This is a genomic window from Sphingomonas sp. BL-S-05 (genome assembly GCF_055521695.1).
In genome coordinates this window covers 1,944,268-1,957,019 of the sequence record NZ_CM145499.1, presented here as the reverse complement: position 1 = coordinate 1,957,019, position 12,752 = coordinate 1,944,268, and the positions used below count along the sequence as shown (strand labels likewise).

12 protein-coding genes are annotated in these 12,752 nt (G+C 64.7%); 6 read left to right on the top strand and 6 right to left on the bottom strand.

Annotation, left to right across the window (positions count from 1 at the left end; translation table 11 throughout):
- Positions 1-27 precede the first annotated feature (27 nt).
- Both ACZ1JS_RS09135 and ACZ1JS_RS09130 read right to left on the bottom strand, forming a co-directional pair.
- Positions 28-1,317, bottom strand: coding sequence for a M20/M25/M40 family metallo-hydrolase (locus ACZ1JS_RS09135; protein WP_465165801.1), 1,290 nt, complete (start codon positions 1,315-1,317; stop codon positions 28-30).
- Between the two features lie 410 nt (positions 1,318-1,727).
- Positions 1,728-2,183, bottom strand: coding sequence for a universal stress protein (locus ACZ1JS_RS09130; RefSeq protein ID WP_242116632.1), 456 nt, complete (start codon positions 2,181-2,183; stop codon positions 1,728-1,730).
- A gap of 127 nt (positions 2,184-2,310) precedes the next feature.
- Between ACZ1JS_RS09130 and ACZ1JS_RS09125 the strand changes: the two genes are divergently transcribed.
- The 6 genes from ACZ1JS_RS09125 (at position 2,311) to ACZ1JS_RS09100 (ending at position 7,609) form a co-directional block, all read left to right on the top strand.
- Positions 2,311-3,675, top strand: a complete 1,365-nt coding sequence (locus ACZ1JS_RS09125; protein ID WP_465165800.1) for a pyruvate dehydrogenase complex dihydrolipoamide acetyltransferase — start codon at positions 2,311-2,313, stop codon at positions 3,673-3,675.
- Entirely contained in the window at positions 3,676-3,894 is a 219-nt protein-coding gene (locus ACZ1JS_RS09120; protein ID WP_465165799.1) for a hypothetical protein, read from the top strand.
- On the top strand, positions 3,884-4,276 hold the full coding sequence (locus tag ACZ1JS_RS09115) for an acyl-CoA thioesterase (RefSeq protein WP_345878240.1): 393 nt from the start codon (positions 3,884-3,886) through the stop codon (positions 4,274-4,276). Before ACZ1JS_RS09120 ends, ACZ1JS_RS09115 begins: the two co-directional genes overlap by 11 nt.
- Positions 4,201-4,764 carry an endonuclease domain-containing protein gene (locus ACZ1JS_RS09110; protein ID WP_465165798.1) on the top strand — a complete coding sequence of 188 codons (564 nt, stop codon included), beginning with the start codon at positions 4,201-4,203 and terminating at the stop codon, positions 4,762-4,764. Before ACZ1JS_RS09115 ends, ACZ1JS_RS09110 begins: the two co-directional genes overlap by 76 nt.
- Entirely contained in the window at positions 4,765-6,177 is a 1,413-nt protein-coding gene (lpdA, locus tag ACZ1JS_RS09105) for a dihydrolipoyl dehydrogenase (protein ID WP_465165797.1), read from the top strand. It begins immediately after the preceding gene.
- Between the two features lie 61 nt (positions 6,178-6,238).
- Positions 6,239-7,609 (top strand): porin, encoded by a 1,371-nt coding sequence (locus ACZ1JS_RS09100; RefSeq protein WP_465165796.1) that lies wholly within the window; start codon positions 6,239-6,241, stop codon positions 7,607-7,609.
- Positions 7,610-7,913: 304 nt separating this feature from the next.
- On the opposite strand, the gene ACZ1JS_RS09095 is transcribed toward ACZ1JS_RS09100, so the two are convergent.
- The 4 genes from ACZ1JS_RS09095 to ACZ1JS_RS09080 all read right to left on the bottom strand — a co-directional run bounded on the left by ACZ1JS_RS09095 (position 7,914) and on the right by ACZ1JS_RS09080 (position 12,648).
- Positions 7,914-9,158 (bottom strand): pilus assembly protein TadG-related protein, encoded by a 1,245-nt coding sequence (locus ACZ1JS_RS09095; protein ID WP_465165795.1) that lies wholly within the window; start codon positions 9,156-9,158, stop codon positions 7,914-7,916.
- A gap of 14 nt (positions 9,159-9,172) precedes the next feature.
- Complete coding sequence (locus ACZ1JS_RS09090; RefSeq protein WP_465165794.1) at positions 9,173-9,604, bottom strand: TadE/TadG family type IV pilus assembly protein; 432 nt, start codon at positions 9,602-9,604, stop codon at positions 9,173-9,175.
- Positions 9,605-9,796: 192 nt separating this feature from the next.
- Positions 9,797-10,072 carry a hypothetical protein gene (locus tag ACZ1JS_RS09085; RefSeq protein ID WP_465165793.1) on the bottom strand — a complete coding sequence of 92 codons (276 nt, stop codon included), beginning with the start codon at positions 10,070-10,072 and terminating at the stop codon, positions 9,797-9,799.
- A gap of 167 nt (positions 10,073-10,239) precedes the next feature.
- Entirely contained in the window at positions 10,240-12,648 is a 2,409-nt protein-coding gene (locus ACZ1JS_RS09080; protein WP_465165792.1) for a TonB-dependent receptor domain-containing protein, read from the bottom strand.
- Positions 12,649-12,752: the final 104 nt, after the last annotated feature.

Below are 12,752 nucleotides of genomic sequence, written 5' to 3'. Positions count from 1 at the left end.
AGCTGCCCGAACCGAACGGGAAGGGGTTCAGCGCGGCGGGCGGCCGGCGAAGGTCGGCACGCTTTCCGCGCCGCCGGCCGATAGCGACGATACCGCGACGAAGTGATCGTCGACGATCACGCCCTTCAGCACCGCCTGCGCGCCGGTCACGTCGCGCTGGTCGGTCCAGTCCTGCGCATCGTTGCGGCGCCAGCGGATGCGATAGCCGGCCGCGCCTGCGACGGGCGACCAGCGCACCGTCGTGTCGGTCGACAGCGCGCCGTCGATCGACACCCCCGCCGGGGCGGCGGGCGCGGCCGCGAGACGGGCGATCGTCGCGACGTTCAGCGCGGTGACCTTCGCCAGATAGGGGAAGTCCATCCGGTCGATCGTGTCGCCATAGATTCGCGTGCCGTCGCGGCGCAGGTCCTGATGCTGCGCGTCGTAATTCTCGACCCCGACCGAAAAGCGGATCGCGGGATAGCCGAGCTTGAGAAAGGGTTCGTGATCGCCGCCGCGCCCGAACCGGTCGGGACGGCGGTCGAGAAAGGCATCGACGCCGCCGGGCAGAGTTTTCGCCACGGCATCGACCGTCTTGGCGAGCGCGCGCGACGGGCCGTCATCCTCGCCACCCGCCGCGCGGCGGGCGATCTGTTGTTCGATCGATTCGGAGGCGCGAATGCCTTCGGAAAACACCCGCACCCGGTCGGCGACGCGGCGGCCGTCCTGACCGACGGTGTTGCCGACAATGTCGTTGTTGAGGACGGCCGTGACGGTCCAGCCCTTTTCCTTCGCGGTGTCGGCGAGCAGTTGCGCGCCCCACAGTCCCTGTTCCTCGCCCGACAGCGCCGCATAGACGATGGTCGCGTCGAACTTCTCCTTCGACAGGATACGCGCCGCCTCCAGCACCAGCGCGACGCCCGAAGCGTCGTCATTGGCGCCGGGCGCATCGCTGGTCGCGTCCATGACGTCGCTGACCCGGCTGTCGATATGGCCCATGACGATCACGACTCGGCGCGGGTCGCGACCCTGCTGGAAGCCGAGCACGTCGACGACATTCACGCCCTGCGGCGCGCGCGGGCCGGTGAAGCCGCGTGCGATGTTGGCGACGGTAATGCAGTCGCCACAATCGCGTCCGATTCGGGTCATTTGATCGGCGAACCAGCGGCGCGCGGCACCGATGCCGCGCGTCGGATGGTTGGGATCGGAAGCGGTATGCCGTGTGCCGAAACCGACCAGCGTGGCGACGTCGGCGCGCAGCCGTTCGGGCTTTGGCGCATCCCGGGCGGGAGCGGCGGTGGCGAGCAACAGGGCGGGGAGCAGGAGAATCTTGCGCATTTGCGGGAGGATGCCGCCTTCGCCCCGGCGGCTCAACCGGTTTCGACGGATACCCATCGCTTGCGAAAACCCATCATCCGAATGGGTGAAATTGCTTAAACTGAATGTTTGGTTTCGTTTTTTGCAATTGCTAACAAGCCGGTTGCGATGCACAACGACTGTGCCTTTCAGGCATCCTCTCCTAAAACTTTCACAGGGTCGGTTCGCCGGCCCTTTTTTTTGTGCCGCTTCCGCGCTAACGCGATTCCACCAGTGCTGCGCTGAAATATAAGAGAGGACGCTGCCGGACATCCGGCGAACAGCAGCAGCCCGCGGGGGATCGAGCGCGAACCATGCGCGGCTCTCCCCCGCCCGGTACTTTCACAATATCGCATTGGCGGATCGCAGATGAACGCCGCATGTCCGACGGGTCAGCTAAGTCGATCAATTCCCTCGCGATCGAGGCTGCCCGGGATGATCATCAGCGGCACGGGCAGGGCGCCGGCATCGGTACCGGCGAAGTGGGTGACCATCGGTCCGGGCGATCCGGTGGCGGCGGCCCCCAGCACCAGCGCGGCGATATCGGGATTAGCGGCGATCATCTCGCGCACGATTCGCGGGCCATCGCCGGTGCGGACGGTCAGATGCGGTTGCAGCCCCGATTCGGCGATCAGCGTGCCCGCCGCCGCCTGTACCAATGCTTCGGCGCGCTCGGTCGCTTCCTCCTCGATCGTCGCCTGCACCCCGCCCCATGGGGCGAATTCCTGTGGTTCGACGAGCGCCAGCACCTCGACTCCGCCATTGGTCTTGACCGCGCGGCGCGCGGCGAAGCGGAGCGCGACCGCGCTTTCGGGGCTTTCGTCGACGACGACCAGATATGTGCGCATGATGACCTCGGCTTGGGCAACCGTTCATGCGCCGGTTCGGCGGGGTCGTGCAAGCTGTACCGGGGCTTGACCCGGACGCGCCCGACAGCGAAGAGGCGCGACGAGCCTGAGAGGACCAATCTGCCCCATGCCGATCGAGATCAAGATGCCCGCCCTGTCCCCCACCATGGAAGAGGGGACGCTGGCCAAATGGCTGGTGAAGGAAGGTGATACCGTCAAGTCCGGCGACATCATGGCGGAAATCGAAACCGACAAGGCGACGATGGAATTCGAAGCCGTCGACGAAGGCACGATCGGCAAGGTGCTGGTCGCCGAGGGTACCGACAATGTGAAGGTCGGTGCGGTGATCGCCATTCTGCTCGAAGAGGGCGAGGATGCATCGGCCGTCGACGCGGCGCCCAAGAAGGCCGAGACGCCGGAACCGGCCGACGACCAGTTCAAGGGCAAGCCCGACGCGACCGATCCGAACAAGACCGGCAGCGAAGCCGCGCCGGCTCCGGCCGGAACGTCGGACCATGGCCGCCCGGCGGGTGCCGGTGCCGCGCAGGGCGATGGTGCCAAGGATAGCGGGCGCGTGAAGGCAAGCCCGCTCGCCCGCCGCATCGCCGCCGACAAGGGACTCGACCTGTCGGGTATCGCCGGCAGCGGTCCCAACGGCCGGATCGTCAAGGCGGACGTGGACAATGCCAAGCCGGGCGCCGCGAGCGCGCCCAAGGCCGAGGCCGCCGCGCCTGCTCCGGTCGCTACTGCCGCACCGGCGGCCGAAGCGCCGAAGCCCGCCGCCGTGTGGTTCGACGATTCGATCCCGCACACGGTCGAGAAGCTGTCGAACATCCGCAAGACGATCGCGCGTCGCCTGACCGAATCGAAGCAGCAGGTGCCGCACATCTATCTGACGGTCGATATCCGTCTGGACGCGCTGCTGAAGCTGCGTGGCGACCTCAACAAGTCGCTCGACGCGCGCGGCGTGAAGCTGTCGGTCAACGACCTGCTGATCAAGGCGCTGGGCGTCGCGCTCGAAAACAGCCCGAAGTGCAACGTCACCTTCCTCGGCAACGAAATGGTGCAGTATGCCCGTGCCGACGTGTCGGTGGCGGTGTCGACGCCGACCGGCCTCATCACGCCGATCATCCGCGACGCCGCCAACAAGGGCGTGGCGAAGATCAGCACCGAGATGAAGGACCTGGCCGGCCGCGCCAAGGAGAACAAGCTGAAGCCCGAGGAATATCAGGGCGGCACGGCATCGCTGTCGAACATGGGCATGTTCGGCATCAAGCAGTTCGAAGCGGTCATCAACCCGCCGCAGGGCATGATCCTGGCGGTCGGTGCCGGCGAGAAGCGCCCGTACATCGTCGACGACGCGCTGGGCGTGGCCACGGTGATGACGGCGACCGGCAGCTTCGACCACCGCGCGATCGATGGCGCGGACGGTGCCGAAATGCTGAAGCTGTTCAAGGCGCTGGTGGAGTCGCCCCTCGGCCTGATCGCGTAAATGCGTAGCCGGCTGCTGACCGAGATCGTGCATGTCGTCGCCGGGGTGGCGGCGGCATGGGCGGTCGGGTCGCTGTCGGCATGGTCGTATCCGCTGGGGCGGCGCGACATCTGGACCGTGACATGGGGGGCGATGGCGATCGTCGTCGTGCTGGGTATCCGGCAGGTGCAGCGCGCCATGGCCGAGGAACGCGCCAAGGAGGTGCCGCATGATCGTTGAGAACTCGCCCGTTCCACCGGCCGACCAGCCCGCACTGCGCGTGACCGCGATGCCCGCCGACACCAATCCCTATGGCGACATCTTCGGCGGATGGATCATGTCGCAGATGGACATGGCCGCCGGCCTCGTCGCCGCGCGCCATGCCAAGGGACGGGCGGTGACGATCGCCGTCGATGCGATGCAGTTCCATGCCCCCGTCGCGGTCGGTGACGAACTGTCGGTCTATGCCGATCTGATCAAGGTCGGGCGGACGTCGATGACGATCAAGGTCGAGACCTGGCGCCGCGACCGCTTCGGCGAGGCGACGTGCCGGGTGACCGAGGCGCGCTTTGTGTTCGTGGCGATCGACGAGCACCGCAAGCCGCGGGTGATCGAGGGGTGATTGCTCCCGGACCTTTTCCCTCCCCCCGGGCGGGGGAGGGAGGGGCCCGCCGCGAAGCGGTGGGAGGGAGAGGGGGCGTTGCCCTTTCTCGTGCGCGTGCGATGCGGCGGGATCCCAGCGATGCGGAACGCAGCCTGTGGCGGCTGCTGCGCAATCGTCGTCTGGCCACGTACAAGTTCCGCCGGCAGCAGCCGATCGGACGCTACATCGTCGATTTCGTCTGTTTCGAGCGGCGGCTGATCGTCGAAGCCGATGGATCACAGCATATCGAAAGCGCCTATGATCGCGACCGCGACCATTGGCTGACGCAGCAAGGTTTTCGCGTCCTGCGACTGTTCAATTCCGATATTCTCGACAATCCCGAGGGCGTCTGCACCGCGATCCTCATCGCGTTGCATGGCGTCGGGAACGGCATCGAGCCGTCCCCGACGCCACCCCTCTCCCCAGCCCTCCCCCGCAAGGGGGGAGGGAGCCCTAGGAGCATTTAAATGGCTGATACCTACGACCTCATCGTGCTCGGTTCGGGCCCCGGCGGCTATGTCGCGGCGATCCGTGCGAGCCAGCTTGGCCTGAAGGTCGCGATCGTCGAGCGCGAGCGGTTGGGCGGCATCTGCCTCAACTGGGGCTGTATTCCGACCAAGGCGCTGCTGCGCTCGGCCGAAATCTATCACTACATGATGCACGCGGCGCAGTACGGGCTGTCGGCGGAGAAGCCGTCGTTCGACCTCGCCAAGGTCGTCGATCGCAGCCGCAAGGTCGCGGGCCAGCTGAACGCCGGCGTCAAGGGGCTGATGAAGAAGAACAAGGTCGCCGTCCATGAGGGCGTCGGCACGATCACCGCCAAGGGCAAGCTGTCGGTCAAGCAGGGCGACAAGACCACCGAGCTGGAAGCCAAGCACATCATCGTCGCGACCGGCGCGCGCGCCCGCGACCTGCCGTTCGCCAAGGCCGACGGGTCGAAGATCTGGACCTATCGTCATGCGATGGTGCCGCCCGAAATGCCGACCAAGCTGCTGGTCATCGGGTCGGGCGCGATCGGGGTCGAGTTCGCCAGCTTCTACAACGATATGGGCGCCGACGTGACGATCGTCGAGATGCTCGACCGGATCATGCCGGTCGAGGACGCCGAAGTCAGCGAGTTCATGCACAAGGCGCTGACCAAGCAGGGCATGACGATCAAGACCAAGTCGGGCCTCGAAAAGCTGGAAGCCGGCCCGGCGGGCGTGAAGGCCGCGATCAAGGGCGCGGACGGCAAGGTCGAGACGACCGAGTTCAGCCATGCGATCGTCGCGATCGGCATCGTGCCGAACACCGAGAATATCGGGCTGGAAGCGCTCAAGATCGAGACCGAGCGCGGCCACATCAAGACCGACGGTTACGGCAAGACCAATGTCGACGGCATCTGGGCGATCGGGGACGTGACCGGCGCGCCGTGGCTGGCGCACAAGGCGAGCCATGAGGGCGTGATCGCCGCCGAAGCCATTGCCAAGGCGCTGGGCAACAAGGACGTGCATCCGCACGCGATGGACAAGAACAATATCCCCGGCTGCACCTATGCCCGTCCGCAGGTCGCCAGTGTCGGCTTTACCGAGGCGAAGGCCAAGGAAGCGGGCTATAGCGTCAAGGTCGGCAAATTCCCGTTCATCGGCAACGGCAAGGCGATCGCGCTGGGCGAGGCCGAAGGGTTCGTGAAGACGGTGTTCGATGCCAAGACCGGCGAACTGCTGGGCGCGCACATGGTCGGCGCGGAAGTGACCGAGATGATCCAGGGCTATGTCGTCGCCCGTCAGCTGGAGACGACCGAGCAGGAACTGACCGAGACGGTGTTCGCGCACCCGACGATCTCGGAATCGATGCATGAGTCGGTGCTGGCGGCCTATGGTCGCGCGCTGCACATCTGATCGTCACACTATCGTCATAGTTCTTGACCCGCGCCGTGCCTGAACGGCATGGCGCGGGTCCATGAAGCAGCTCCTTCCGGCGATCCTCGCCACGTCGTTTCTGGTCGCACCGCCTGCCGCCGGGCAGACCGTGCAGGAGTTGCAGCGTCAGATCGACGAGTTGAAGGCGGTCATCGCCGAGATGAAGGCGGCGCAGGCGACTGCGGCGCCGCCCGCCGTCGCCGCTGCGCCGGCACCGGTGGCGGCAGCACCCGTTGCGCCAGCGCCGACGCAGGTCGCGGCCGCCCCGGCACCGGCCAAGCGCTGGTACGATCGCATCCGCATTCGCGGCTATACCCAGTTGCGGCTCAACGAGATCATCGCTGGCGACCGGACCGCGCCGGCGGGTGCGGCGCGGCTGCGGTCGGTCCATGACAGCGGCATCGGCGACGATACCGGCTTCACCTTTCGCCGGATCCGCCTGATCCTGCAGGGCGATCTGGGCGACCGGGTGTCCTTCTACCTGCAACCCGATTTCGCGACGGCGGTGTCGAGCCAGTCGGTCGGCGAGCGGCGCGAAGGGTTTCTGCAACTGCGCGACGCCTATTTCGATGCGTTTCTCGACAAGGACAAGCGGTTCCGGCTGCGTTTCGGCCAGTCGAAGGTGCCGTTCGGGTGGGAGAATATGCAGTCGTCGTCGAACCGGCTGACGCTCGACCGCAGCGACGCGATCAACAGCGGAGTGCCGAGCGAGCGCGATATCGGGGTGGTCGCCTATTATACGCCGGCCCATGTCGACGACATCTGGGAACGGCTGACCGAGGACGGGCAGAAGCTGTTCGGCAATTACGGCGCGTTCGGGATCGGCATTTATAACGGGCAGGGGATCAACCGCGAGGAAGCGAATGATGCGGTGATGGCGGTCGCGCTTGCGACATGGCCGTTCGAGATCGGCGGCGGGCGGGTGCTGGAGGTGGGCGGCAGTGCCTATACCAACCGCGTCCAGCCGGAGGTGCGCACCGGCGGGGTCAGTCCGGTCGCCTTCGCCGACGACCGGATCGGGCTGCACGCGATCCTGTATCCCCAGCCGTTCGGATTCCAGGCCGAATGGAATTGGGGGCGGGGGCCGGAATATGACCCGGTGCTGCGCGGCATCACGACCAAGGCGCTGCAGGGTGGATATGTGCAGGGAACGGCGCGGGTGCGGCAGTCGCCGGTGGGACCGTTCATGCCCTATGTCCGCTGGCAGACCTATCGCGGCGGGTGGAAGGCGGCGGTCAACGCGCCGCGGCTGGAGACGGACGAGATCGAGCTGGGCATCGAGTTCCAGCCGGTGCCCGCGCTGGAATGGACGATCGCCTATGCCCGGATGGAGCGCGCCGAGGCCGACGAGCGGCGGCTGGGCCGGGCCGAGGGCGATGTGTTTCGGACGCAGTTGCAGTTGAATTATTAGGATTTTTTCGGCGGATGCCGGCCAAAGTTCACTAAGTTCACACTTGCCACGTTTTGCGCCGGACGGAGAGCTACGGGTCGAGAAAGCGGGAAGCCATGGTGGCCGGCAAACAGAATGGCAGCGCCGCGGGGTGTAGGAAACCGTAGTATTGCGCCGTGCAGGTGTGATGCCGGTGTCAGCGCCGCCCTTATCTCAAAGGATGGTAGGAGGCGGAGCCATTCGGCACGTGGATCACCTTCAGGAAATTTGGCCGCAAGCAATTATTCCTCGTTGAATATTGCTCGACTAGAAATCGAGCGCATCATTAATGAACCAGTCTCGCTTTCGCTGTACCAATATTATTCTTGCAGTTGCGATGCGGCTTTGTTGATTTGTATTTGGAGTCGTTATCCAACTCCATTCTAGCTGCGACAATCCGGATGCAATCTGCTTCCCATGCGACGTCGTTCTCGAACTCTACCTGGCTGTTGGGCATGTAGATCGTTCCCGACGCCGACGCACCGAATTTCGAGTAGATGTCGTGATCGTTTTTGTTGGCGCGATCCGACCAGATCACCATCCCGGCATATGGCCCGGTGGTCGGCCCCTTCAGATCGAAACTTGTCTTGCGGTGGAAGAACAAGTCGTTTTCTTCCCCCTCCATGTAGATCAGCACGTCGTTCCCGCTGATCGCCGCACCGTTCCGTAACGTGAATTCGCCTTTGATGACGTAGATTCCCGGCAGGAACGTGACCGTAGCGTCATCGATCTCCAGTCCGTTACAAAAGGCGTACGTCGCGCCGATGGTGGCCGTGCCCCCCTTGATACGGTCCGCGCCGCCGCAATTGGTGTTCGTCGGTGGTGCGATGGCTGCGTAGGGATCGGCGATCGCAACCGCGCCCGACTCCGGGGCAGGGGAGACCGAAGCCTCGTCCGACTTGTCGAACCCGCCAACGACCCGGATGCTATCGACGTTCACATAGGAAGACTCGCCAAATTCCAGCGCGTTGGAATCCCGCGAATTGACCTGGACCGCGCAATCCGGGGCATCGATCTGCGCACCCGGATCCACGTCGAACGCTTCCTCATGCGTGGGGTGGAGGAGGAGAATGCATATCGGGTTGGGGGCGATCGCAACGGCTCTGGCTGACAGGTCCCATGACGATAGTCCGAACATTCCGGCAAAGAAGGTTTGGAGGGCGTTGTTCTTTGCTGCCGTCCGCGACACGGTCACCCGCACCGCGTTAATCGTTCCGTTCGGCGTAAAGCTACCCGCGTCCCAATTGCCGAATTCCAGTTCCGGCGCGCTCACCAGGTTCGTCACGCCGGGCTGGTTGCGGCCGGCATAGGTCTGCGCCGTCTTCAGTGCCGCTCTGCGGTCCGCCGTCGCGATATGACCCGCCGCGGCCAGCGCAGCCGCCTCCGCGCTGGTCTGCAACGCGTTTTTTTCGGCATATGCCATGCCGACATCGATGACGAGGCCAAGAACGGCAACGAGCAGCGGCAGCAGCAGCGCTATCAAGACCGCAACAGCGCCACGTCGATCACCCGGCAACCGACGGTTCCACACGGCCGTTCCTCGGGTCAATTTGCGATGCTCCGCATCGTCACGGTGGTCGACAGTCCCCCGGTTATGATATGTGCGATGGGCGTGATCTGCGCCATATTGGCCGGGGATATCGTCAATGTGACCTTGACGTCCTGATCCGAGGTATCACCCTTCGTTGCCGGATCGATCGTGGTCGTCACGGGGACATTCAGGTCGCCGCTCGCCCCGCGTCGGGCAAAACGTCTGGCCTCGGCCACGGTCATGTATCCGACCGAAACGCCCCGTGCTGCTTCCCGCGCATAGGTATGGATGACCATCCTCGCGTGCAGATAATTGGCTCCGGAAAAAATTCCGCCAAGTACCAGGATCAGGATTGGCGCTAATATGGCGAATTCGATCAGCACTGCGCCGCGCGTGTCCGGCTTAAAGCGATGAATTAGCCACATAATACTGGTGGCACCTTTCATCCTGCGTATCCTCCGATACAAACCATGGCATGGAAGTATCGGATCAACGTGAATCAACTGCTAATCGGGTAGGCTATTCATTAGTATGATGCGTCCGACTAATATCATTACTTTTGTGTGGCTTGGCTGTCTTTGATGGTAGAGCCGGCGCAGAATATCGGGACACGCCGATGATTCCTCAGGGGGATCCATTCAAGCTGAAGCGTAGCCGCTAGCGCGGAGATGGTTGGCGCATTGGTGAGCTGGGAAGGCGTCGAGCTGCGAGGCAATCTTCTTCCTTGTCGCCTCGAACGATCGTGTGTTTGCCGTGCGGAGCGGCGTCTTGCGCTTGATAAAGATCGGCGGCGAAGGGCTCGTCACCACGCCACGTTCATCCAGTTCCGGTAACAGGCGGAGCAACATCCCGGCGGCCGGGCTGCGGCGCGGCTCGCCCAGCGGACGCTGAACAGTTCGGCCGTCACCGGGCATGGTGGTGTCACGGAAAGTTGCGGAGGAAGGCCGGTGCGCAAGGTGGCACGGGTTTTCGTACTCGGAAGGCGCGGGACGACGGCACGGTCCGAGCGCGGAACCGGACGCGAATGCGCGCTTGCCGGACGCCGGGGGCGCCGCGTTCGGCGCACCCCGGTCCGATCGTATCAGTAGAAGAACCGCACCGACGCCGAAACCATACGGCCATAGAGGGTGCGGGCCAGCGCGATGTTGCTGGCGGGAAGCGAGGGTTCCAGTGTCTCGGTGATCGCCATCGCGTCGAACAGGTTCGTGGCGTTCAGGCTCAGGACCAGCCGGTCGACGGGACGTAGCTCGACGAACGCCCCGACCGTCGTATAGGCGGGCAGGCGCAGCAGGTTGACGTCCTGTGCGTAGCTGCCCGTAACGCCGACGATATTGGCACCGACCGAGAAACGATCGACGTCATATTGCGGCGTCAGCTGATAGATCAGCGCGGGCTGGTGGCGCGGCGTGTTGCCGACCAGCGCAGGATCTTCGGCCGAGGTGATCTGCGCATCGACCATCGTTCCGCTGGCGGTGACGCTGAACGGACCGGTGCGATAGCCGCCCTCGAACTCCGCACCGAAGGCCCGCGCGCCGCGCTGAACGAAGGCGACCTGGCTGTTGCCTGCCGCGTCCTGATTGACCTGCGACGTCGTTTCGCGGGTTTCGGCATGGAAGGCGGTCAGGTTGAGGGTCAGCCCGTTCCGGCGGAACTTCACCCCGGCCTCGGCCTGGCGCACGGAGTCGTTTCCGCTTTGCCGATCGATCAGGTCGCCGGTCAGCGGATTGATGCCCGGCGAGTTCAGCAGCGCGTCGCCAGCCGCACGACCGCCCTTGCTGTAGCGGGCGAAGATGGCCAGCGGGTCGGAAATGCGGAAGTTGATGCCGGTCGAATAGGAAAGATAGCCATGCCGGTAATCGACCGGCTGGGCGGCCGGCGTCACGGTGCCGATGACGCGATTGACATCATAGCGCAGCGAGCCGCCGATCGCGATCCGGTCATGTTGCAGATTGAACGAGCCATAGGGTGCGGTGATGTCATAGGCGACATTGGTGTAGCGGGTCGGCACGCCCGTGCCGCCGCCGGGCAGGGTGATCAGAAAGCCGTTCTGCGTGGCGGGCGCGCCGGTCGTGCCGTTGCGGATATCGACCAGGCTGGACTTTCCGCCTGTCTGCACATCCTGCACGAAGAAGGTGAGCGTCTGCGTCTGCTCGTAATTCTGTCGCGCCTTGTAGACCCCGACCGTGGTCGTCAGGCTTCCCAGATCGGTCGCCCAGACCCGGCTGGCGCGCAAGTCGTTAGTGACGCTGTCGGCATCGGGCGTGTTGGTGTTGTCGCCGAGGCTCAACGCCAGCAGGCCCGAACCGCGCGACGGGTCGAAGGCGCGCCCGGCCAGTGGCCCGTTCACATAGGTGAATTCGGGGTCGGCGATGCCGAGCGAGGCCGCCAGATCGGCCGGCGTGCCGGTCGAGTTCGGGAACAGCGACGTGCCGACGATGCTCATCGTCGAATAGCGGAAGCGATCGGTGATCGTCCATCCGGCGAGGCCGAACAGCAGTTCCGCGCCGCCGCTCTTCGCCTTCGCATGGATGCCGTCGCGGAACGGCTGGTTCTTCACCACGCCGTTCAGCGGGCCGGGGTTGGTCGTGATGTAGGACGACATCAGGGTGTTGCCGACCAGCGGAAAGCCGGGATAGTCCGAAAATTCCGGATTCTCGTTCGTGCCGGTCACGCGCACCGGATATTGCGCCAGCAGCGGCGTGTGGTCGTCGAGCAGCTTGGCGTAGAAGCGGATATGGCCGCCGTCGAACTCCCTGGTGATGTTCGCCTTGACCTGTCCGCCGCGGAAGGTGGTGAAGCCGGTGGCGCGGGGGCCTTCGCCGCTGCGATAGAAGCCGCCGACATGGAAGCGCCAGCCGCCGCCCAGATGGCCGCCATAATCGGCGTCGATGCGGTGGCTTTCATAACCGATGCCCGCCGATAGCTGCACCGAACCGCCCTCGGCCTCGCCGGTCTTGGAAATCAGGTTGATGACGCCGCCCGGCCCGTTCGATGCGAAGGTCGAGGCCGAACCACCACGGATGGATTCGATCTGCGCCACGTTGAAATCGGCGCGGACGAAATGATCGACCTGTGCTTCGAACAGGTCGCCCAGTTCCATGACGGGCAGGCCGTCTTCCTGGATCTGCAGATATTTCGACCCGTCGGCGACCATCGGCAGGCCGCGCACCGTATAGCCGTTGCCACCATCGCCCGCCGCCGCCTCGACGCGGATGCCGGGCACGTTGCGCAGCAGGTCGGCCAGCGATCGCGGCGACAGCTTCGTGATCTCGTTCTCCTTGATCACGCTGGTCGATGTCGCGCTGTCCAGCCGGTCGCGCCCCTTCGCGACGCCGGTCGTGATCATGTCGTTATCGTCGACCGTCTGGCTGGCTTCCCACGCGGTCGGCGCGACCTTCTGCTGGGCCTGCGCCAATGCCGGCCATGCGGTGCTGGCCAAGGTAAGCGACAGCCATGCGATCTTGCCGATAGCGTTGGAATGAATTGACATTTCGGTCCCCCTGCGCACGACTTGTGCGCCCCTGAATTCGTTCGAGGAGGAAGCTGTGCTCCAAAAAAGTTAATTAGACGTCATCATGTTATTGATGATGTTTG